At 58.0% G+C, this 21,029-nt stretch carries 28 protein-coding genes and 1 tRNA gene; 14 read left to right on the top strand and 15 right to left on the bottom strand.

What is annotated here, in order from left to right; all coding sequences use genetic code 11:
• Positions 1–84: 84 nt before the first annotated feature.
• Genes E8L22_RS08040 through E8L22_RS08055 form a run of 5 tightly spaced genes read left to right on the top strand, consistent with a single transcriptional unit; the run spans position 85 to position 3,177 of the window.
• On the top strand, positions 85–825 hold the full coding sequence (locus E8L22_RS08040) for a hypothetical protein (RefSeq protein WP_136524649.1): 741 nt from the start codon (positions 85–87) through the stop codon (positions 823–825).
• A complete protein-coding gene (locus E8L22_RS21380; protein WP_162604797.1) occupies positions 803–970 on the top strand; it encodes a hypothetical protein in 168 nt (55 codons plus the stop codon). The genes E8L22_RS08040 and E8L22_RS21380 overlap by 23 nt, the downstream gene beginning before the upstream one ends.
• Positions 967–1,269 carry a transcriptional coactivator p15/PC4 family protein gene (locus tag E8L22_RS08045; RefSeq protein ID WP_136524650.1) on the top strand — a complete coding sequence of 101 codons (303 nt, stop codon included), beginning with the start codon at positions 967–969 and terminating at the stop codon, positions 1,267–1,269. The genes E8L22_RS21380 and E8L22_RS08045 overlap by 4 nt, the downstream gene beginning before the upstream one ends.
• The gene (locus tag E8L22_RS08050) at positions 1,266–1,973 is read left to right on the top strand and encodes a hypothetical protein (protein WP_136524651.1); all 708 of its coding nucleotides are present in this window, start codon (positions 1,266–1,268) and stop codon (positions 1,971–1,973) included. The genes E8L22_RS08045 and E8L22_RS08050 overlap by 4 nt, the downstream gene beginning before the upstream one ends.
• Positions 1,954–3,177 carry a hypothetical protein gene (locus E8L22_RS08055; RefSeq protein ID WP_136524652.1) on the top strand — a complete coding sequence of 408 codons (1,224 nt, stop codon included), beginning with the start codon at positions 1,954–1,956 and terminating at the stop codon, positions 3,175–3,177. Before E8L22_RS08050 ends, E8L22_RS08055 begins: the two co-directional genes overlap by 20 nt.
• 95 nt (positions 3,178–3,272) lie before the next feature.
• On the opposite strand, the gene E8L22_RS08060 is transcribed toward E8L22_RS08055, so the two are convergent.
• Positions 3,273–3,530 (bottom strand): hypothetical protein, encoded by a 258-nt coding sequence (locus E8L22_RS08060; protein WP_136524653.1) that lies wholly within the window; start codon positions 3,528–3,530, stop codon positions 3,273–3,275.
• Between the two features lie 230 nt (positions 3,531–3,760).
• Entirely contained in the window at positions 3,761–4,237 is a 477-nt protein-coding gene (locus tag E8L22_RS08065; protein ID WP_136524654.1) for a hypothetical protein, read from the bottom strand.
• Between the two features lie 184 nt (positions 4,238–4,421).
• Between E8L22_RS08065 and E8L22_RS08070 the strand changes: the two genes are divergently transcribed.
• From E8L22_RS08070 to E8L22_RS08085, 4 genes are all read left to right on the top strand, one after another.
• Positions 4,422–5,252 carry a TIR domain-containing protein gene (locus tag E8L22_RS08070; RefSeq protein ID WP_136524655.1) on the top strand — a complete coding sequence of 277 codons (831 nt, stop codon included), beginning with the start codon at positions 4,422–4,424 and terminating at the stop codon, positions 5,250–5,252.
• A 30-nt stretch (positions 5,253–5,282) separates the two neighbouring features.
• Positions 5,283–5,612 (top strand): hypothetical protein, encoded by a 330-nt coding sequence (locus E8L22_RS08075; protein ID WP_136524656.1) that lies wholly within the window; start codon positions 5,283–5,285, stop codon positions 5,610–5,612.
• A 504-nt stretch (positions 5,613–6,116) separates the two neighbouring features.
• Complete coding sequence (locus E8L22_RS08080) at positions 6,117–6,473, top strand: hypothetical protein (RefSeq protein WP_136524657.1); 357 nt, start codon at positions 6,117–6,119, stop codon at positions 6,471–6,473.
• Positions 6,474–6,587: 114 nt separating this feature from the next.
• A complete protein-coding gene (locus E8L22_RS08085; RefSeq protein ID WP_136524658.1) occupies positions 6,588–6,770 on the top strand; it encodes a hypothetical protein in 183 nt (60 codons plus the stop codon).
• A 49-nt stretch (positions 6,771–6,819) separates the two neighbouring features.
• Here the strand turns inward: E8L22_RS08085 and E8L22_RS08090 are convergent, their stop codons facing one another.
• The 6 genes from E8L22_RS08090 to E8L22_RS08115 all read right to left on the bottom strand — a co-directional run bounded on the left by E8L22_RS08090 (position 6,820) and on the right by E8L22_RS08115 (position 10,194).
• Positions 6,820–7,413 (bottom strand): hypothetical protein, encoded by a 594-nt coding sequence (locus tag E8L22_RS08090; RefSeq protein ID WP_136524659.1) that lies wholly within the window; start codon positions 7,411–7,413, stop codon positions 6,820–6,822.
• A gap of 91 nt (positions 7,414–7,504) precedes the next feature.
• Positions 7,505–7,592, bottom strand: a tRNA-Ser gene (locus tag E8L22_RS08095).
• Between the two features lie 90 nt (positions 7,593–7,682).
• Positions 7,683–7,943: a hypothetical protein gene (locus E8L22_RS08100; protein ID WP_135869418.1), complete on the bottom strand. Its 261-nt coding sequence runs from the start codon at positions 7,941–7,943 to the stop codon at positions 7,683–7,685.
• Between the two features lie 80 nt (positions 7,944–8,023).
• Entirely contained in the window at positions 8,024–8,512 is a 489-nt protein-coding gene (tadA, locus tag E8L22_RS08105) for a tRNA adenosine(34) deaminase TadA (protein ID WP_136524660.1), read from the bottom strand.
• 111 nt (positions 8,513–8,623) lie between these two features.
• A complete protein-coding gene (gene nikR / locus E8L22_RS08110) occupies positions 8,624–9,043 on the bottom strand; it encodes a nickel-responsive transcriptional regulator NikR (protein ID WP_136524661.1) in 420 nt (139 codons plus the stop codon).
• Positions 9,044–9,306: 263 nt separating this feature from the next.
• Positions 9,307–10,194, bottom strand: coding sequence for a complex I NDUFA9 subunit family protein (locus tag E8L22_RS08115; protein ID WP_136524662.1), 888 nt, complete (start codon positions 10,192–10,194; stop codon positions 9,307–9,309).
• Positions 10,195–10,377: 183 nt separating this feature from the next.
• Here E8L22_RS08115 and E8L22_RS08120 point away from each other — a divergent pair, with 183 nt between their 5' ends.
• Positions 10,378–10,854: a ferritin family protein gene (locus E8L22_RS08120; RefSeq protein ID WP_136524663.1), complete on the top strand. Its 477-nt coding sequence runs from the start codon at positions 10,378–10,380 to the stop codon at positions 10,852–10,854.
• Between the two features lie 77 nt (positions 10,855–10,931).
• On the opposite strand, the gene E8L22_RS08125 is transcribed toward E8L22_RS08120, so the two are convergent.
• Positions 10,932–11,384: an FKBP-type peptidyl-prolyl cis-trans isomerase gene (locus E8L22_RS08125; RefSeq protein WP_136524664.1), complete on the bottom strand. Its 453-nt coding sequence runs from the start codon at positions 11,382–11,384 to the stop codon at positions 10,932–10,934.
• A gap of 191 nt (positions 11,385–11,575) precedes the next feature.
• On the opposite strand from E8L22_RS08125, the gene E8L22_RS08130 reads away from it, so the two are divergent.
• From E8L22_RS08130 to E8L22_RS08140, 3 genes are all read left to right on the top strand, one after another.
• On the top strand, positions 11,576–12,097 hold the full coding sequence (locus tag E8L22_RS08130) for an NUDIX hydrolase (protein WP_136524665.1): 522 nt from the start codon (positions 11,576–11,578) through the stop codon (positions 12,095–12,097).
• Complete coding sequence (locus E8L22_RS08135; protein WP_136524666.1) at positions 12,094–12,993, top strand: RluA family pseudouridine synthase; 900 nt, start codon at positions 12,094–12,096, stop codon at positions 12,991–12,993. Before E8L22_RS08130 ends, E8L22_RS08135 begins: the two co-directional genes overlap by 4 nt.
• Positions 12,994–13,150: 157 nt before the next feature.
• The gene (locus E8L22_RS08140; RefSeq protein ID WP_136524667.1) at positions 13,151–13,609 is read left to right on the top strand and encodes a hypothetical protein; all 459 of its coding nucleotides are present in this window, start codon (positions 13,151–13,153) and stop codon (positions 13,607–13,609) included.
• A 58-nt stretch (positions 13,610–13,667) separates the two neighbouring features.
• Here the strand turns inward: E8L22_RS08140 and E8L22_RS08145 are convergent, their stop codons facing one another.
• The 6 genes from E8L22_RS08145 to aroF form a co-directional block, all read right to left on the bottom strand.
• Entirely contained in the window at positions 13,668–14,348 is a 681-nt protein-coding gene (locus E8L22_RS08145; protein WP_136524668.1) for a cyclase family protein, read from the bottom strand.
• Positions 14,349–14,605: 257 nt separating this feature from the next.
• On the bottom strand, positions 14,606–15,481 hold the full coding sequence (hslO, locus tag E8L22_RS08150) for an Hsp33 family molecular chaperone HslO (protein WP_136524669.1): 876 nt from the start codon (positions 15,479–15,481) through the stop codon (positions 14,606–14,608).
• Positions 15,478–16,035 carry a hypothetical protein gene (locus E8L22_RS08155; RefSeq protein WP_136524670.1) on the bottom strand — a complete coding sequence of 186 codons (558 nt, stop codon included), beginning with the start codon at positions 16,033–16,035 and terminating at the stop codon, positions 15,478–15,480. The genes hslO and E8L22_RS08155 overlap by 4 nt, the downstream gene beginning before the upstream one ends.
• Before the next feature lie 3 nt (positions 16,036–16,038).
• Entirely contained in the window at positions 16,039–18,417 is a 2,379-nt protein-coding gene (locus tag E8L22_RS08160; RefSeq protein ID WP_136524671.1) for a peptidase U32 family protein, read from the bottom strand.
• An 89-nt stretch (positions 18,418–18,506) separates the two neighbouring features.
• On the bottom strand, positions 18,507–19,010 hold the full coding sequence (locus E8L22_RS08165; RefSeq protein WP_136524672.1) for a hypothetical protein: 504 nt from the start codon (positions 19,008–19,010) through the stop codon (positions 18,507–18,509).
• A gap of 163 nt (positions 19,011–19,173) precedes the next feature.
• On the bottom strand, positions 19,174–20,193 hold the full coding sequence (aroF, locus tag E8L22_RS08170; RefSeq protein ID WP_136524673.1) for a 3-deoxy-7-phosphoheptulonate synthase: 1,020 nt from the start codon (positions 20,191–20,193) through the stop codon (positions 19,174–19,176).
• Positions 20,194–20,575: 382 nt separating this feature from the next.
• Here aroF and E8L22_RS08175 point away from each other — a divergent pair, with 382 nt between their 5' ends.
• Positions 20,576–21,025 (top strand): YqaA family protein, encoded by a 450-nt coding sequence (locus E8L22_RS08175; RefSeq protein WP_136514848.1) that lies wholly within the window; start codon positions 20,576–20,578, stop codon positions 21,023–21,025.
• Positions 21,026–21,029 lie beyond the last annotated feature (4 nt).

Genomic DNA, 21,029 nt, shown 5'->3' on the forward strand with positions numbered 1-21,029 from the left:
TCACCTTGCTACTTCACCGGCTTTATATTCTACCTTTCCCGGTTGCATTGTGGATTCTTGGCCGGGCTGGGAAAGGGGGCCGCAGTGAATAGCAACGAACAAGCAGGCGCAAACTCGGGGGGATGGTTCAAGGCACATAGATCGCTTATCCACAGCGACATGTGGCTCGCTGAACCGTTCACCAGGGGGCAGGCATGGCTCGATCTTATCGGGCTAGCAAACTACCAGGCGGGGCAGATTCGTCGGCGTGGGATTCCGGTAACAGTGCACAGAGGTCAGGTAGGATGGTCACAAGAGGCACTTGCGGTCAGGTGGAAGTGGAGCGTAGGCAAGGTTAAGCGCTTCTTGAAGGAAATGAAGATTGATGGGCGAATTAGCATCGAAACGGTCCTGAAAAACGTCAAGGTAACATCCTTAATTACAATGACAAATTACGCCAGATACCAAGGAAGCGGACCTGAAGACGGACCTGAAGACGGACCTGGAATAAGAAGTGAAGAAGGCAACAAGAAAAAACACACAAACCCTCCCCGCCCCAAGCGGGGCGTGAGTGATAGAGAGCGGATTGCTTTTTTTGAGACCCTTTGGGACGTGTACCCAAAGAAGGACGAGAGCACAAAGGCGCAGGCACTTGCGTATTACAGGTCCAGCGTGAAGACCAAGAGCGACATGGACCTGATCGATTTCGCTCTCGGCGACTACCTCGAATACCTGAAGGTCAACAAGACGGAGCCACAGTACATAAAAGGCGGTGCCGCGTTCTTCTATGACTGGGCTGACTGGATTCCCAAGGAGGTGGCGGATGGAGACCAGCAAACTGGATAGGCAAGCTCAACTCGAAGCACTGGCGAAGGCGATACGAGCGAAGAGGGTGCACGCGATTACTCCAATAGGTTCAGGGGCGATCAGGGCTGCAGTTAACAGACTGTCGCCGGACAAGGCATACCAGGATAAGGAGAAGAAACAATGACGGCATTTGAGCTGCCTTTAAACGGCGGGGAGAAAATCAAGGTTGGGGTGAAGAAATACAGGGGAGTCGAAATTCTCTCAATCCGCAAGTGGTTCCTCAACGCCTACGAGCAAAAGTGGTTTCCGACTACGAAGGGAATCAACCTTTCAGTCCAGAGGTGGCGGCAGATCCTCCCGGAACTGGAGCGGCTGCTTGATATCGAAGACGAGGGACCGACTGAAGCGACTGTACAGCAAGCCACCCATGTTAACACGGAGAGCAAACAAAGGGCCAAGGGCTCGAAGGAGAAGAAGCAATGACAGGTTACGGACTAGATTACGGCAACCCGGTAGGGTCGGCGATTGGCGCTTACACAGCGATCAGGGCTTCTCAACGCGCAGACAAGGAACAGGAAAGGCAAGACGAAGAGTTCCAGCAGCGCAAGGCTATCGCCAATCAGGAGATGTCTTTGCGCCAGGAGGCCAACGACAGGGAGGCTACCAAGTTCAACGACTCCCGCCTTGTCAACGAGGGGGCTGCTCTCCAGGCAGAAATGCGTTCCTATCAGGCACAGGGTATGCCGATCCCGGACGAAGTTGTTGACCGCGCTCAGAAGCACCTGGGGAACGCTGGCATAAAGATGGCGCTCGCCTACTCTGCCGGAGCCCCTACGCCGGGCATCATTGACAGGGCGTTTGCCACCGGGACGGTGCCGGAGATCTACCGCGACCCCAAGTTCACCGACCTCCGCAAGGCCGAGATCGACAAGGCGATGGTTGCGCTTGGGGATCTTCTCGGGCCGCAGGGGGCGGAACAGCAGCCCCAGCAGTCTGCGATTGCCGCAAGCCAGCAACCGCCCCTGAGTAACGTGGAGCGCCGACGCTCGCCGCTGCCGCCCGCTGCCGCTGCCGCCCGCTGCCGAATCCGCCCCGCAACCGGGAAGCCAGGTCGTAGCCAAGAACCAGTTACTTTCCTCCATGACGGAGCTTTTCAGGGAAGACCTGATGAAGGGCAAGCTGGATGACGGCAACGCGCCCAAGGATGCGCGGATTGTGGACATACACCCTTCCCCTGACGGCAAGGGCGTCGCGCTGGAAGCGGAGTTCACCCGGCAGGACGGAACTACCTACAATGCGCCGTTAACAGAGAACAGGAGCGCCGACCCGAACGACCGGGTGAAGTTCCTTCCCGTTGACGCGATGATGAACCACATCACGGCGGAGCGGGCGCTGATTGCCGGGCTCGATGCGGCGCGGGCGAAGTATGGCGACAAGGAAGTTATCTCCCGGATGGACAAGCTGACCGCCGAAGAGCGGGACCGGACACAGGCGATAGCGAGAAACAAGCCCATCGTGGAACAACTCAAGAAGCAAGCCGCCCAGCTCAAGGCGTCCGGCGACGAATACGGCGCAAACAAGGCGGCAATGGCAGCGGCGGCTATCGAAACCGGCGACTCCGGCAGGGAGCTTGCGCCGATCTTGCAGTTTGGAATACGGGAGCCCAAAGAGGCCGCGATCCACACGAGCCCCAACATTACCAAGGCTCCGCAGGGGGCGAAGGATTCGCAGGGCAACCCGGTCAAGGCTGGCACTCTCGTCTACATGACGACCAAGGGTGACAAGACCACCTACGACCCGGCCTACATCAAGCCCGAAAGAGGGGGCGGCAGGGGCGGCATCGGCCACCTACCCGCTGATGCTCAGATGGTGGAGTATCTGGTCGCTAGTGGCATCGCACCGGATCGGAAGACAGCATACGGCGTGGTTAAGCGGAGCAGGGAGAACCCTGTAGAGGTGATTTCAAAGCTTGCCACCGCTGCCATGAAGGCACAGGCCGCCGCCTACCTCCGCCCTGGTATGCCGGGGTACAAGACCGAAAAAGAGATCATGGAAGAAGCTCGTTCTATGGTAGAGAAGGTATCGGCGATGGGGGAGCCCTCTGCGATCACGACAGCGAAGCCGAGCATCGCCGATACGCAGGATGTGTTTTCATCCTCCCTTATCCCGCTTCTTAAGTACGGGAACGGCGTCGAGGGGGCACCTTCAGCGATCACCGTCCTCGATCCCGGCAGCGAAGGAAGCACCCGCGTACCAGCATCAAAGGACACCAAACAATCGAAGGCCCCGCTCAAACCTGCACCCGGCCCCATCAGGGCAACAAAGGTCTTCGAAAACCGCCCTTACTTTAAGGACTCGAAGGGCCAATGGTTCGAGGCCGACGAACTGTAGGCGGAGAGACCACCCGCCCCTGCCGCTACAGGGCTGCGGGGGCGCTACTGAGGAAAGCGGCAGGTGTTCGAGGGAAATGGACACCTGCCCCTCCTTTAGCGCCCGCTTGATGCCCGCTCGTATCTGTCGGCTCCCTCGTCCGTCATGCTGTCTGGTCGGCAGAAAAACACAGAAACAGATGCAACCAGGGCGATCAAAACGAACAGGCCGATGAATCCCACCACGCTTTCCCGCACTCGCCTCCCGAGACGGGCAAGAGAAGCGTCTTCAAAGAAGAAAATTGAGGGCACGCTGAAAAAGGCCGCCCCGGCAGTGGCTATCATAAGAACCATTTTCACCTTGTCGTAGTCCAACCGTCCACTCTCCTTTGCAATGCCCGCTGTAGTTTCGAAAGCGATTGTCGTTTATCACAGAGGGCGGCTTTTGTAGTCTTTCTTTCTCCCCAACAGTACCCTCACTTTAGTTTCCCTTTTAGAATGTCCCGTATTTACTGATTACCCGTAAAGCCACGCCAATGCAGGTTCTAGGTCTATGCTATCCGCTGCTAACCGACTCTGTTGCTATGTGACAGCAAAACGGTTGCTCATAAAAAGCTCTGGTACTTCTCGGCAAGCTCGGGGTGGCTCGATCTGCGCTTTTTATTTATGAAGCATCCACCGCAGTTACAGGCGTTGAGAGCAGCCGAATACCTATTGCGACATACAGGGCAAAACAGCGAGGTTCCCTTTCTGTATTGCTTTCTTATCGTCTCACTGAACTTACCAACAACATGGAGTACGACACCATTCGCCTTGAATGGCGAGTTGCCAGTGGTACAATGTGCGGATCTGTGTCCAGCATTTCCGCCGCGTCCTTCCTGATACTTAGCCTGTGGGCCACCACGGCCATGAAGGTGCCACGTCCGGCAATGAATACACCAGAACCGCAGATGATACTCTTCGTCGTCGTACGTCCGCACAACAGGAAAAATCTGGCCATTCTGTTCTTCAACGTCGATCACTTCCTGGTCCATGCGGAATAGCTGCAACAATTCTTCTTGAGCCAACTCTTTATTGTGCATTGCATCCCCTCCTTGGTTACGTGCCCCACTCGGCTATGTTTTGTATCAGGTTTAATCCAGTAAGGGAAGTATGATTGTGGTGCTACGTTTATGCTTTACAAATTACTTAGTTATGTTATGTATTGCCATTGAGACACAGGGTTAGCTGGACTGTTGTCGGTAGCTTCACTAGGGGGGAGTACTGGTGCCATCAAATAAACCGAAACCTTTTGTCTTTGTTCTTATGCCCTTCGATCCATCCTTTGATGATGTATATCAGCTGGGAATTAAAGAAGCGTGCAAGCAGGCTGGAATGTACTGTGAGCGGGTCGATGAACAACTTTTCAACGAAAGAATCCTTGACCGCATATACAATCAAATATCTAAAGCTGACATCATAGTTGCAGATATGAGCGGACGTAATGCGAATGTATTTTATGAAGCAGGGTATTCACATGGTCTAGGTAAGCGAGTAATACTTTTGACCAAGAACACGGATGATATTCCGTTTGACCTTAAAGATTACCCTCACATTATTTACAATGGTCGTGTCGTGGATTTAATTGAGCCTTTAACTAAAAAGCTAAAGTGGTGTATCCTAACTCCTGAGATGGAGGTTAATCAAACTGCATGTCCAATAGAATTATATGTTAGCGGACAAAAGCTAACCCTCGATGAAATAAACAATGTACACCTTCGGTCTTTTGAATCCTTAGATGTTAATATCCACAATAGATCTAATAAAAAATACTCAAAGAACCAAATACGAATCGGGTTCATCAGTGATCGTAAGATCGATTATTATTCGTCTGAAAGAAAACAGATACCTCAGCCAGATGGAACCGTTTTAAACATTGGCTCTTACAAGGAAGAAATTTATCCTGATGAGTGGGGCGAGTATTGTGTGGACAGGAGGACTATAGATAAAACAAACTGTACACTGAGATTATTTTTGCCAATTGGGTCCTTTGATTTCCCTTTATTCGTTACCAGGGAACCCCAAGCAGAGCCAGAGTGGTACAAGCCCTTAGTTTGAGGCTGAATCTCAAATAGTGGAGGTAGGCCGATGAATCCGGGCAAAGCGATGTTAACTCTGTGTCAGAGGTTCCTGGACCAGCACCAGGGGCCGGAGAGAGCAGACCTTCTGAATCAAATGGCCGAGATGATCAACGACCAGCCGGGGATGGACACCCCGTATCCGACAACGGCCCGCGAGCTGAAGAGAAGAGTGGACGGCCTACTGGAAACAGCAAGCAAGGACGAGGCGGCAAAGGAAATGCTGCTACGGATGGACAAGTTCGACCTGGACGGCGAGACGCTGGAAGGGTTGGCGGCAAGCCTGTCCGGGCAGGTCATAACTTGCAAGGGAATGACAAGTAACTTGCAAGTTTTTTGAAGCTGATTTAAGAGGATTCAGATAGTTAGCCGCCCCGTTTCTCGAAAAACCACAGCAATTGCCCCTCCTTTTTGCGTCCCCCCTTTGCCAGTTTCAGAAATACCCGCCCGGAAAAATCGAGATCGGCCTATCAGGGAGCCATGCCGGGGTATTAACTGGGCCGCTATAGCTTTCAGGTGCTGGGCGTGCCCTCATGCGAGACTGTTCCAGTTTTGAAAATGGACGTCCTCTTATTGGAGGGCAGGACTCGTGAGTAACCGCGATGCCGCGCAGGGGGTCTAGGGGTACGGGGGGGGAGGGGGGCGGGGGCCTTGGAGAGAGTACGAGCGAGGCGATGAGGGTGGGGAGCAATGGCGACGACAACCAACTTGGTTGCAAACCCCTTACAACTTAGTTGTCTAAACAATTGAAATTATTGATAATTTTTTCTTGCAAGGCAAAGGACTCGATGGTATACGTTCCCCACATGAGCAGCATATCTTACTACGGTGATGGAGGGCGACCATGCAAGAGACAGCGAACTTCGGGAAGCAGTTGGTAGGGGCAGCGTTCAATGAAGACTTCGTAGAGGGGCCTTATCTCGGTGCAGAAGTGACCACTGGAGAACTGAAGGCGCGGGCGAGGGGAGCGCGGCGGACGATGCTTGATGAATTCCACGTGATACGCTTCCTTATGCGTCGATTGGACGGAGGCCACAGCAAGGGCAGAGATATGGACTTTGTAGAAGGCCGCTTCTACCTGGAGAACGTAACCAAGGGAGACGTGCTAGACCGCCTGAACGTTGCCCGTCAAAGGATCAGCGATGCGCACCGGGTAAGGGGCTACTGTCTGGATCGGGTCGGGGCGCTGGCCGCAGCGTAGTCAAGGCGGCGAAGAAATGAATGGAGGAAGGCCGGGCGTGGATGTTCGGCCTTTTCCTTTGGTGCTACGACGGCGCAGGTTGATCGCCGTGTTAACTTCGACAGGAGGGGGAGCATGGAAGCAGGGCTTGATATGCTGGAGGGCCTGAACTGGTGGCAACTTCGTCAGGAATATTTGAGGGTGCGAAAGGAAATCTACCAGCACCACCGCGATATCAGCAGAAAGCTCGAATGGTCTGTAGAGGTAAAGCGGAGGATGACAGAGGTTGATCCAAGTCGAAAGAAAAAACGGAGGTGACGTCGGATCAAGCAAGGGGGAAGGGGGCCGGGAGACTGGCCCTTTTGCTTTACGCCCCCTTCATTGCTGCTCTCATTTTTATGGCGGTAGCGTGATGTCCCTTTAGAAAGGCTTCAAAGTCCCAACCAACATGCTCAACGTTAAAGGGGGGGATCTTGTAGTGTGCGCGAAGTTCAAACGCCATCTCCCAGGCGTGGTAGCCACAAAGCCCAAGTCGTTCAAGGCAGGCAGCGGGAATTTCATCAGCGTCTTCATCGTACCAGAAGTCGATTCCCTGTTGTTCCATAAGAAACTCGTTCCGAATCGCTAGTGCCTTTGCGCTGAGAGATACATCCAACGCTCTCCAGTCAACGTCGTCCGGAAAGGGGTGAAGAGTTGGAAGTTTGCTGTGACGGGTCCCGGTATGCCCGTCTGAGGTCAAATACCTTTTAGTATCGTAAATCGCATCTGCGCAATTTATAGAAAACTCTTCGAATAAAACAGCCAGTCTCAGGGCGGAATAGGTGGCTGCCTTAGCTGTAGAAGCCTTTTCCTTGTTGTGGTCATGCCACACCTTAAGCCCTTCGGTCAAAAGTGCCGAAGCAAAGGCGGAGCTTAACGCTACCTTCCCGATCTCCAACCAGTCTAATGATACTGCCGCCATCCCTGCCCCCCCTGCCTTGTCTGCTCTTGCTACATATCTGCTACATAAAAAGACAAAAAGGCCGGTCGCAATGACTGGCCCTTTTGTAAGTTGGCGGAGAGATAGGGATTCGAACCCTAGGTACCTTTCGGTACACCTGATTTCGAGTCAGGCACCATCGACCACTCGGACATCTCTCCGGATATGCTCTTTCAGACGACTCGTGTTCGTCGGAGCAGAAAGATATACCTTATTCCAAACAGAAATTCAAGCCTTGTTTGGCACCCTCGTCAGTATGTGAGACCGGCGTAGAAGTCCTGCAGATACTGACGCTGGGTCTTTGTGAGTACGCCTCTCGTGTCTATCTCGGACAGAATGCGCCAGATGAGCCCGAGCTCGCTGTAGACCCGCAGCACGGCGGTCAGCTTGTATCGGGCGTGCTCCTCGGACGCAATGGTCCCCTGCAGGAGTTCTTCCGTATAGGCGGCCAGCCGGGAGATCTCGTGATGGGTCGCCATAATGGAGTCGGGGGTGATTTCTTCTAGTTGCATAAGCCCCTCTCAGAGCGAGTGAAAATATCTCAATACTCTTAGTTTCGGCTCAACTGCACCAGAGATTTAGACTTTTTTTCTCAGCAGGCGGGGATGACCTTTTTCTTTTTCTTCTGCGTACGCAACTTGGCGAAAAAACTGGAGAGGATGGAGGATGTCTCTTCCCCGCGGACACCCGGGGTGAGGACCACGCTGTGGTTCAGTCGTTTGTCGTCGGAAAAATCGAAGAGGGAGCCGGCTGCCCCTCCCTTGGGGTCGTAGCTTCCAAAGACGACGCGGTCGATTCGGGAGAGGATGATGGCCCCCATGCACATGGTGCAGGGTTCGAGGGTGACGTAGAGGGTCGCGCCGGTGAGGCGCCAGCTGCCGAGTTTCTTGGCGGCCTTGCGTATGGCGATCATCTCGGCGTGTGCCGAGGGATCCTGCTTGCTCTCGCGCAGGTTGTGCCCCCGCGCGATAATGGCGCCATCTTTAACAATGATGGCGCCGATGGGGACTTCGCCTATCGATTCCGCTTTGCCGGCCTGCTCCAGCGCCTTGCCCATCCAGTAGTGATCGTCTTTCAGCATGGTTCCTTCTTGTACCACGAGTGCAAAACTTCCTTCCCCGCCGCGAAAACGGACGCGGAAAAGGAAGGCCAGCCTTGAACGTAGAACGTAGAACGTTGAACGGTTTGAGCGTTAGTGCAGCCCTTCTCCGGTGGTGGTCATGACGAGCTTGCCGTGTTTGACGCCTTTCACGCCGATCAGTTCGTCCGCGATCCTGCGCACTTCGCGGGCCTTGCCGCGGACCACCAGGACTTCCAGGCAGTTGTGGGCGTCGAGATGGACGTGCAGGGCGGAGATGATCTGGTCGTGGTGCGCGTGCTGGTGCTCGGTCAGCTTGTCGGAGAGGTCGCGCACGTGGTGGTTGTAAACCAGGGTGACGGTCCCGACCCCTTCCTTCTCGCCTTCCTCCCAGTCGAGCTCGACCTGGGCGGCCCGGATCAGGTCGCGGATCGCCTCGGAGCGGTTGGCGTACCCCTTCTGTTCGATGAGCCGGTCGAAGCTCTCCAGCAGTTGGTCGTCCATGGAAATGCCGAATCTGACTGTCTCGCCCATGCGTTGCACTCTCCTTGATGAGGGTGACTCACTATACGTGAAAGGGGCTGCGGAGTAAAGATGCGGCGGAGTTATGGGACGGGACTGGGGTGACAGGAGAGGCGCAAGAAGCAAATCCCCCCTGTCCCCCCTTCGCAAAGGGGGGGACCTGAGGGGGCATGCAGTGCTTCGTGGGGAGGTCGTACTCAATGCTCGCCCGCTCTTTTCGAAGACGCTCCTGTGAAGGAGGGCAAGCGGAGAGGGCTAAAGAGGGCCTGAGGGGGCTATGGCCTTAGGTAACTGCGGATGCCGGGCTCGAACCTTATCGGCTCGAAGTTGAAGGTGCCACGCCAGCTGCCGTCGCAGGTGCTTCCTTGCACGAGCATGGCGATCTGATCGGAGGTGACGGGAAAGAAGGAGAACCCCTCGAAGAAGGGAACGATGAGACGCATGAGTGGGAGCGGGTTGTTTATCTTGGCGACGTGACTTTTCCCCATTACCTTGCCGATGGTGTCCAGAAGCTGGTTATAGGTGTAGCGGTCCGGACCGCAGAGGTCGTACTCATGCCCTATGGCGTCGGGACGCTCAAGGGCATCGGCGAAGCAGCGGGCGACGTCGTCGGCGGCAATGGGCTGCAACTGGTACTCGCCGTCGCCGATCACCGGCATGGCGGGAAAACTGCGCAGGTATCCGGCGAGCTTGTTGATGAAGTCGTCCTTCGGGCCGAAGACGATGGAGGGCCGGAAGATGGTGTAGTCGAGTCCGGAGCGGCGGACCTCTTCTTCCGCTTCGTATTTGCTCTTGAAATAGTGGGCGGTGCTGTCGGCACGCGTGCCGAGGGCGGACATCTGCAGATGACGGCGCACCTTAGCCTTTTTGGCTGCGGCTATGACGTTACGGGTGGCTTCGACGTGAAGGCGCTGGAAGGTGATGCCGCGCCCTCGGAACTCCCGGATGATGCCGACCAGGTTTATTGTGGCGTCGCAGCCGCGTACCGCGTCCTCGAAGGTCTCGGGGCGCGTCACGTCCCCCTCGATCTCCTCGACACCGGGTTCGACGGCGGCGGGACTTCTACGGTGCACGAGAAGCCGGATGCTGTGCCCGCGCTCGAGCAGCGCCTCCCGTACGTGTCCGCCGATAAAGCCGGTACCACCAGTCAAAAAGATCAACATATGCCCCTCCGGTACGGGGAACAGTGCTGTAGGCTCCCCTTTTCAAAGTCATAATACCGTCGTTAGTGTAACAGCTCTTTCTCCAAACTCCATTTAGGTGGGGAAAGTGTATACAAGATCTTGTGCTTCGGAGTTTCTTGTGTTAAAAAGCCTTTCACAAACAAACGCTACAGGAGACCGTCCATGGCTGAGCAAGGTGATGTCTGTTACACATTCGAAGCAGCGATAGAAATGGCCGCCCAGATGGAAAACGAAGGGTACCGTGCGTATCTTGCCGCACTGAAAGTCGTGAAAGACAAGGCTGCGCGCGAAATCATCAAGGAGGCGGCGTTCGACGAACTGGAGCACAAGCACCAGTTGGAAAAGGCGCTCGTGGAAGGCGAGATGAGGGGGGGGGATGGGCTGCACCAGCCGGTGCCTACCATGAACCTTGACTACGTCCTGCCGAAGAAGGAACTCCACCCCGGGTCGACGGCGCGCGACGCTATGGCTTACGCCATCCATCTGGAGAAGGGGTCCATCGACTTCTACGACAGGATGTCCCGCGGTTGCGAAGGGGCGCCCATGGCGGTGCTCTTCAAGAAGATGCTTGCCGACGAATCCCGCCACCTGCAGGAGCTCGAGGACCTTTACGAGCGGTACTTCATGACCGAGAACTAGGCGGCACCGGGATAAACGGGATAAAAAAATCCCCTCCTCGTAAAGGGGAGGGGATTTTTATTGCCTGGCCGGTGGGCCTAGAGGATCTCAACCAGTTTGATGTCGAAGTTGAGCGCCTGGCCTGCCAGCGGGTGGTTGGCGTCGATGGTGATCGATTCGTCGGTCACCTCGGTTACTATTACGTTGAAGATCTGGCCGTCCTGTTGGGTGACCTCGAGCTGATGCCCCACTTCCGGATTCATTTCCGGCGGAAGCTCGGTGCGCGGCACAACCGCGATCATCTCTTCCATCCTCTCGCCGTACGCCTCGTCGACCGGGATGTGGACGGTCTTGCTCTCGCCGACGGCGAGCCCTTTAACGCCTGCGTCGAAGCCCGGGATGACCTGGCCGGCGCCGACGGTGAACTCGAACGGACCGTGGTCGTGGCCGCACTCGCCCTCGCCGCATTCGGAGCTGTCGAATACGGTGCCGTCATCGAGCCTGCCCGTATAATGAACCTTTACGCGGTCCCCTTCTTTAGCTTGTGCCATTTTCTATTCTCCTTGATATTGTTGGATAAAGTCCAAAGGATAGCAGATGCCCAAGATATTTTCCACCGTTTCTTCCATCGCTGCACTCGGGAAGTGACAGCCGTGCCTGCAACAAAACTCCCGCCGCTGGCTCACAATTTCTGCGTGGCCAAAATCCCGGGGAAATGGTATGTATCTTCCCGGGGGTGCCCATGGAAACCAAGAACCGATCCCTTCTTTTCACCGGCCTCGTTGTGGATGTCGAGCAGATGGACGTCCTGATCGGCAACCAGGGGTGGTACACCTATCAGGTCGTGCGCCATCCCGGGGGCGCGGCCGTTCTCGCTTTGCACGACGACGGCTGCATCACGCTTATCCGCCAGTTGCGCCCAGCGGTGGGTGACTTCCTGCTGGAGATCCCCGCCGGGCGACTTTCCAAGGGAGAGGACCCGCAACTGTGCGCGGAGCGCGAGCTCCTCGAGGAGACGGGTCTCAAGGCGGAGAAGCTGATATCGCTTGGCCTTTTGCACCCATCCCCCGGGGTGTTCGACGAGAAGATCCACCTCTACCTCGCCACCGGTCTTACCCAAGGTGACGCCGAGCCCGAGGATTACGAGGAAATCTCCTGTGAGAAGGTTCCCTTTGCCGAAGCCGTGGCGATGGCGGCGGACGGCCGTATCACCGACGGAAAGACCATAGCCGCGCTGCTGCGCGCCCAGAGACATATCGAATGATACTTACCGCACGCATAGATGCAGAACAGGCCGGGCTGAGGCTCGATGACGCCGCGAAGGCGATTTTCCCGCAACTCTCCAAGGGGGAGATCCGCCGCGTCATAGACTGGGGCGGCTGCAACCTGAACCAGACGCTGGTCCGCGTGGCGTCGCGCCAGGTGAAGGAAGGGGAGGAACTTGCCCTGGGGATCATGGATGCCGAGCGCTGCATCGATCTCGTCTATCAAAAGCACGAGCTGCTCTACGAGGACAAGGACTTCCTTGCCGTGTACAAGGGGGTCGGGGTAAACAGCCAGCGTACCCCGTACCAGTTGAAGGGGACCGTGGAGTACGCGGTCGAATGCTACATGAAGAGCATCGGCCTGCGCGATCCTTCCCGCGTGGTGCACCGGCTGGACCGTGGGACGAGCGGCGTCATGTTTTTCCCAAAGCACAAGCAGGCGGCGACCCTCATCTCGAACCTCCTGAAGGAGGGGAAGGTGCAGAAGACTTACTGGGCACTGGTTTCCGGGTCACCCGACGAGCAGAGCTGGAAGGTGGATGCGTCGCTCGATAAGGTGAGCAAGTTCCGTTACGGCGTGTCGCTGAAGGGTAAGCCGGCCCGCACCGTCTTCTACGTGTTGGGGGAAGGTAACGGGGTGAGCGCCATTGAGGCGAAGCCGCTTACCGGGCGCACGCACCAGATCCGCGTGCATCTTGCCCACTCCGGTTTCCCGATCATCGGCGACGAGAGCTACGGCGGGGTTCCGGCCGCACGCATGATGCTGCACTGCCGGGCCATGCGCTTCACGGGTCCCAAGGGGAAGGTCATCGAGGCGGTGGCGCCGCTCGACGCGGATTTCCTAGAGGCTGCGCCGCAGGGTGTCTTCGAGCAGCAGGAACAGCCGGCGGAGTGAAGGTCCAGGTGGACAGCCTGTAGGGGCGAATAATCATTGCCCGGACCAAAGCCCTCACCCCTCTCCCTCTCCCGGGGGGCGAGGGAGAGGGGACCGCTGTTAGAGTTAGATAAGGACAGCCTCCTGCGAGGCGAAAGAATAAGAAAATGGAGGTTACATGAAGAAGAGAATTTTGCTGGTGCTGTTGCCGGTCGTGCTGCTGGTGGCCGGGGCTTTCGCGGTATGGGGTGAGCAGCAGGGTACGATGCAGCCGGGCTGCAACAAGTGCGCGAAGATGGCCCAGGCTCAGCAGGCTCCGTGCCCCAATTGCCCGAAGGCGGGCGCCATCGAGCAGGGTGCCGCCGCTCCGTGTCCGAACTGCCCGAAAACGGCCAATATGGACAAGGAAGCGCCGTGCCCCAATTGTCCGTTGAAGGGTGCCGACGCGAAGCCCGCGTGTGACAAATGCCCGAAGGGTGCTGCGACCATGCCTGCGTGCGACAAGTGCCCCAAAATGAAAGGGGCCGAGGTTGCTCCCACGGCCGCCGGTTGCGCGAAGTGCGCCAAGATGCAGCAGCCCGATCAGTCGGCCGGCCAGCCGGCCCCGAAGGAGTGCTGCAAGAAGAAGGCTATGTAACTTTTGGAAACACGAAGGGGGACCAATGGTCCCCCTTCTCCTGCATCAGTCCACCCTCCTACGAAAGGGGCCACCTGCTTGTGTGCGGATCGAATTCCGTCTGTGACGCCGCAGCGGGGTTCCCTACCAGAAGCGCCCGTACCGGCGCCCCGTCCCCGTCCTTAATCTTCATCGGCAGACAAATCAACTGGTATTCTCCCGGTGCTACGCCGGTCAGGTTCACCCCTTCGATCACCGGGACGCCTCCGTTTAAAAGGATCCGGTGCACTTCGCCGTCGCCGTCCATCGGTTCGACGGAGAGATAGTCGACCGCCACCAGTTTCACCTTGTGCTTATGCAGGTAGTGGGCGCCGTCCGCGGTGAGTGCAGCGAAATCCTCGTGGAACCTCTTATCTTCCCAGAAAGTGGAGTTGTCGGTCTTGATGAGAAGCCGTTCCACTCCCTTCACGCCCGCCTTCTCCAGTTCCTCCGCCCCGATCCTTTTCACACCCTTGATCTCCACGACCAGCGCCTTTCCGATCAGGAGGTCGAGCGGGATTTCGTCCACTGTTATGCCGGTGTCGTTGAAATGGCGCGGGGGGTCGATGTGTGTTCCGGCGTGGGTACCGAGGGTGATGCGGGATACGTTAGCGTCGTCCCCCTTGGCGATGCGGTGCCAAGGATCGACGGTCATGGGGGGATCACCGGGATAGGTGGGGAGATCGGGGGACAGGGCGACGGTGATGTCGTGGATTCTCATGGAACACCTCCCGGATCGGTTTAATGTGTGGCGGTACCGCGAAAGTATAACGCAAAAATAAAAGAGCAGCCGAAAGGCTATTAACGCAAAGACGCAGAGGCGCTAAGGCGCGAAGTAAACTTCCCTCACCCTGCCCCTCTCCCGGAGGGAGAGGGGTGTGTATATCGGTAGCGAGGGATTGTGCATCTGGATTAAGCGGTGAGACTTCTCTTTGCGTCTCCGCGCCTTTGCGCCTTTGCGTTAAAGCTTTCAGGCTTTCAGGCCGTTTCGTCGATGAGCCGTTCGAGATCGCTCTCGTTGAAGATGTATTTCTCGCCGCAGAATTCGCAGGTGACCTCGCTGCCGTGCTGTTCGACGAGCATGGCGGAAAGTTCCTTCTTCCCCATGGAGATGAGCACCCGCTCGATGCGCTCGCGGTCACAGCTGCAGGCAAAGCCGACGGCGCGCTTCTCAAGGATCTCGTAATCAATCCCGGCGAGAAGCAGTGCCATGATCTCCTCCGGGGTCTTTCCCTGATGCAGCAGATCGCTCAACGAAGGGAGCTGCTCGATCCTGGTCATCAGTTCCTCGATCACGAGCGGATCGATGGGGGGGATGGCCTGGATCAGGAAGCCGCCACATGCGGCGACCTCGCCGTCCTGTTCGATGAACTCGGCGATACCGACGGCGGACGGGATCTGTTCGGACTCCACGAGGTAGAGCGCCAGGTCTTCGGCTATGCCGCCCGTGTAGAGCTGCACCATGCCGCGGTACGGCTCCTTGAGACCCAGGTCCTTGGCAACGGTGATGAAGCCGGCGCGACCGAGGGCGTTGGGGACGTCGAGCGCCCCGTCGGGACGGAGCAGGTGCACCTGCGGGTCGCCCACATAGCCGCGCACGCTGCCGTTCGCGTCAGCCTCTATGACGATCTTCTTGAGGGGACCGTTACCTTCGAAGCGCAGTGCGACCCGCTGTCCGGTCTTCATCAGCGCTCCCATCATGGCACCCGCGGTGAGCGCACGCCCAAGGGCGGCGGTGGCCGTGGGAAGCGTGCCGTGACGACGGCAGACCTCGCTTACGGTTGCCGTTGTGACACAGGTCAACGCCCTCACCGTCCCCGATTTGGCCATGGCCCGTACCAGATAATCCGTCATAAAACCACCCCCACCCTTCCTCCTATTTCGCCCCGCTTAAGCCAGAGCTCTTTCAATGTAATGTAATCCCAGATGCTGATCCCCTTGACCCGCTGGGCGAAAAGCTCGGCGAGGCGGGGCACCCGGTTCAAATCGCAGACAAGCATCTCACCGGACAGGCTCATGAACGGAATCCGTTCCACCACCTTCCTGGTCAGCCACTCGAGGTTCAGCGGTGCCACCGGTCCCAGTTTCAGGAAGACGCACTTGCGCGCGGCGCTGAATTCGAGCCCCTCGATGGTGAAGCTCACCGAGAACGGGATGGCGAAAGGGACGAGCCGCTTCTTCAGCCTGCCGGACAACTCCCCGTAGCCATCGCCGATGGTGAGGTTGAACTCTACGAGCTCGTCGTCGAGCGCCTTCTTCATGAACTCGCGCTGCAGGTACTCTTCGGTGATGCGGAATTCACGGCGGACCAGGAGATCTTTCAGGCTCTGCTCCTGGACGAGCCCCATGAAAGCGGGATCGTTGAGCCGGTCCTGGATGCGTCCCTTGATCCGGTCGATGATCCCCATCGCCTAGACGAGCCCCGCGGTGTAGTTGAACTCGGAAGCGCCGGGGACCGCGACACCTTTGCGGAACGCCTCCAGCACACGGTCCCGCTCCTGCTGCTGCAAGAGCGAAAGGTCGAGGACGAAGCTTGCGCACCCCAACTGGCGCAGCTCGTTTCGGTGCTGCGTGATGGCGAACGGCGTCTGCGCGTTCACCACGGTCAGGTTGTCCTTCACTTTTACGGAATATAGGTCGCCGCGGTCCGAGGCGATGGGGACGTCCCCCTTCACATCCTTGATGGAGATCTTCGAGGTGATCACCGGGACCGGCGCGTAGAGTAGCACGGCGCGGTTCACCTTGAGGTCGCAGGCCAGGAGCCGGGCGAGGTTCTCCTTGTCGTCCTCGATGTAGAGCGTCGCGCGGGTGACCCCCATCTCCTGCCAGGAAAGAAGCGCCTGGCTGTTCAGCGAGAAGAGCCGGTAGTCGGTGTTCAACTCGGCGTCGGTCCCCTTGAAGAACTGGAACTGGGAGATGTTGGTCAGCTCGAAGCGGCGGAACCCGGCGCGCATGATCGCCTCTACGGCTTCACGGTAGAAGGGTACGTCCGCCTCGAAGATGATGAAAGGAAGCTGCCAGATCACCTTCTGTTCGCTCCCCTTCAGTTTTCTCGAGAACGGGCCCAACTGGTGCATGTTTGCCTTGGACGCCGGCAGGATCACGGCGTCGACCATGTCGCGATGCAGTTCGTGCCAGTCCTTTACCTGTTCGACCTTGACTGCGAGTTCCTCTTTGCCCCGCGCCGGTCCCGGACGTCTGGCGACCAGCGCGGCGAGCGCCCGCTCGCGTCCCTTGGCGCTTCTTTCCTTCAAGGAGCCGAGTGCGTGCTCGGCAAGCCAGGTGTAGAAGTTGCGCCGGATCTCCTTGAGCTTGGGCGGCGGAATCATGAGCGCAGGGAAGTCCGGGGCCGCGAACGAGGCGAGGGTGAAACGCGTTTCTCCGCACCTTGAGAACTGTGCGCGCAGGACCCCCTCCATGTCGCTTGTGTGCGAAGGCTCCAGTTCGCCCAGCTCGAACTCGGTGGTGAGCTCGCTTCCCAGCACCTGGGCGTCTACCCGCATCTTCTGGTCCGCGTATGAGAGGGTCAGCTTACAGGAGATGCTGTCACCCTTGACGTTCTCCAGGCGTTTGAGGCAGGCGTTTTCGCTCATGGTGAAGGCGGTCTCCGAGGAAACCTTGAACACCGAGTCGCCGAGCTTGAACGGGAAGGGGGACGGTGTGGAGACCATGGTGTTCTCCTTCACGTTCATGACCTTCTTCCCGCCCAGGTAGAGCTCTTTGATGGTGAAGGCGCGCCCCGCCATATCGCTTTTGGGCTGGACCCTGATGCGGTCCCCCACGTGCAGACGGTCGCGGGTGTCGAAGCTGATCCGGTTGCCGCGGATCTCGCGGATGTCCCCCAGGTAGCGGCCGGTCGCCCCTTTGATGGAAGGGGTGGAGATGTCGGTCGGATGCTGCGAGGCGAGGAACCCCTTGGTGGGGACCCGTCCGAAGGAGCGTTTCAAGAGTTCCTTGGCCTCGGCGACCTTCGCCGCGTGCTCGCCCGGCGCCGCGTCGAGCACCATGCGGTAGGCGCCGATGACGCTCGCCACGTACTCCGCTGACTTCATCCGCCCCTCGATCTTCAGGGAGTGGACCCCGGCGTCCATCAGGTGCGGGATCATTTCGATGCTGGAGAAGTCGTTGGTGGAAAGGTAGTACCCTTCCTTCCCCTTATATTTATATTGGCGTCGGCAGGGCTGCGCGCAGCGTCCTCGGTTGCCGCTGTGGCCACCGAGGAAGGAGGAGAAGAAGCACTGTCCCGAGATGGAGAAGCAGAGGGCGCCGTGGATGAAGCATTCGATCTCGGCGTTGCAGGTGGAGACGATGTGCTTTATCTCGTCGATGTGCAGTTCGCGGGCGAGCACCACGCGCTCGAAGCCGAGCTCCTCCAACTGGCGCACCCCGAGGGAGTTGTGGATGGTCATCTGGGTCGAGGCGTGCAGCGGGATGCCGGGGAAGTATTCACGGGCGATACGCGCAACGGCCAGGTCCTGCAGGATGACGCCGTCCACCCGCATTGCCTCGAGGGCGGCCAGGTTGTCGACGAGAAGCGGCAGCTCCGCTTCCTTTACCAGCGTGTTGAGGGTGACGTAGACCTTCTTGCCATTGCCGTGGGCGTAGGCGGTCATGCGCTCCATCTGGGAGAGGCTGAAGTTCTTCGCTTTGGCGCGTGCCGAGAAGTCCTTGAGACCTGCGTAGACCGCGTCGGCTCCCTTTTCCATGGCTGCGAAAAAGGCCTCAAGGGAGCCGGCGGGTGAGAGAAGTTCGGGTTTATTGGTGACGTTGCTATTCTGTTTTAATGACATCCGCCTAGAGTACCTAAAGGGGTGGCACGGGTCAAGCGGGATCATCAGTTTGACGGGCGTTTAGCCGTTCAAGTGGCTGCCGAATGCGATCACTTCACGGGCTGGACGGGGATGTAGCGGTAGCGGCGCTTCTTGCCCGTCAGGTCGGCCAGGGAGTAGAGGTCGGATTGCGAGATGCTCCAGCCGGAGGGTTCCTTCTTGAGGTTGATCCCCTTGGTGACGAACTCGGTGCCGGGTGTACTCGCTTCGAAGCCCAGACGTGCGTGCACCACGGCGCTATGGGCGCTTTTCATGGTCACCCGCGGTTCCTGGATCTTTTCCCAGCAGCAGGCGGGTTTGCGCGGCGCTGAGGAGAGCTTGGCGGTGAACTTTTCCTTGCTGTCCTTGCCGCCGGTGGTGCGCTGGTAAAGATCTTCGTATTTGCCGTCGCGCCAGAGGTCGAGGATGGTTTCGAAGTCGCTGAGCACCTCGGCCTGGCCGATGGTTGCGGTTTGACCGGCGGAGCCGGTGCCGCGTCTTGCTGCTTCGGCGGCGGGGACGGCGGCGAGCATGAAGACGACCAGCACAAGAAGCGTCAAGGGGCGCAGTAACATGGTTCACCTCCGGGCAAAGTTCTCCGAAAGCATACACGGAATGGGAACTTGCGCCAGCGCCGGCCAAAACTGTGGACCCGGTGCTGATGGGGGTGTGAAACTCCTTCCCCCGGAGGGGGGGCTGGGAGGGGGAATACGGCCCCTCCTGCCCCCATCTCCTGTTTTACAGCGTCTTCTCGGCGGCTTCGGCGAAGAGCTTCAAGCGGTCCATCAGGGCGTGGAACTTCTTCGGCTTCAACGACTGCGGACCATCGGACGAGGCTTTTTCGGGATCGGGATGCACTTCGATGATGAGCCCGTCGGCTCCGGCGGCTACCGCTGCGTAGGACATCGGGGCGATGTAGTTGTAATGCCCGGTGCCGTGGGAGGGGTCGATGACGACGGGAAGATGGGTCTTCGACTTCAACACGGGGATCGCGGAGAGATCGAGGGTGTTCCTCGTGGCGGTCTCGAAGGTCCTGATGCCGCGCTCGCACAGGATCACGGACTGGTTCCCCTCGCTCATCACGTACTCGGCACTCATCAGGAATTCCTGGATGGTCATGGACATGCCGCGCTTCAGAAGTATCGGCTTGTTGATCTGCCCCACTTTCTTCAGAAGGGCGAAGTTCTGGGCGTTGCGGGCGCCGATCTGGAGCATGTCGGAGTAGGAGGCGACGAGATCGACGGAGTCGGGATCGATGACTTCGGTGACGAAGGGAAGCCCGGTGATCTCGCGGGCCTTGGCGAGAAGCTTGAGCCCTTCTTCTTCAAGCCCCTGGAAGGAGTAGGGGGAGGTGCGCGGCTTGAAGGCGCCGCCCCTCAGCATCTGCGCTCCGGCCGCCTTGACGGCGATGGCGGATTCGATGATCTGCTCCTCGTTCTCCACGGAACAGGGACCGGCCATCACCACCAGTTCCTTGCCGCCGATGGCGAGCGTGTCGGAGATGCGCACCACACTCGGCTCTTTCTTCACTTCCTTCGACGCGAGCTTGTACGGCTGCAGGATGGGAACCACGCTCTCCACGCCCTGCATCGACTCGATGGTCTGCAGGACGCTCTTGCCGCGCTCGTCCCCGACCGCGCCGATCACGTCGCGCAGCGTACCGCGGATGATGTGCGCGGTGTACCCCAGCTCCTTGATCCTCTTCGTTACCGCATCCCTGTCCTTCTTGGCCGCTCCTGCCTTCATTACCACGATCATACTCACGCTCCTTTGGTCCCCGAAAGCGAAAGGGCCGGAGGATTGCTCCCCCGGCCCTTGTATGATGTTCGATGTTTACTTTGATCTGCTTCGAACCGTAAAGGGGGAGGAGAGTCCTGCCACCCCAGCTTTCGGTTCGGAATTTAGTACCTGCTACCTAAATTACACCTCTACCCGGGGCGACGGCCTAAAATAAAAGCCGTACCAAAAGTAAAAGTTAGTAAAGGTAAAGTAGCCGGTGTTGATCATGTCAGCGTAAATGCCACCTCGTGACTCTAATGTCAACACAAAAATGTCACCCTGATTAATTTCGATACATTGCCACCACATTCTAATGGAATGCTGTTTGACAATCAGCACCCTTTCCGCTAATTTGACCGGAATGCACGAGTGGCTGGTCAATTACGGGTTTTATTCCCTGTTTCTGCTGAGTTTTCTGGCCGCCACCCTCTTGCCGCTCGGCTCCGAGTGGCTGGTGGTTGCACTCCTCCTCGCGCGGGAAAATCCGCCGGCCGTCGTGCTGGTAGCCACCGCCGGGAACTACCTCGGGGCGCTCAGCACCTACTGGATCGGTATCTACGGCGGCGACTTCCTGACGCACCGGGTGTTGCGCATGGACGAGGAGAGTACGCGCAGGGCGGAGCGGTTCTACCGACGCTTCGGCTCGTTGTCGCTACTCCTCAGTTTCCTGCCGGTCATCGGCGACCCGCTCTGCCTGGTCGGCGGCGTGCTGCGTGTCGGTTTTATCCGCTTTTCTCTACTGGTGCTGACCGGCAAGTTTGCCCGCTACGCGGCGGTTGCCTGGCTTACCCTGAAGGGGGCGGCACTCTGAAGTT

Source organism: Geomonas ferrireducens, from assembly GCF_004917065.1.
Taxonomy (GTDB): domain Bacteria; phylum Desulfobacterota; class Desulfuromonadia; order Geobacterales; family Geobacteraceae; genus Geomonas; species Geomonas ferrireducens.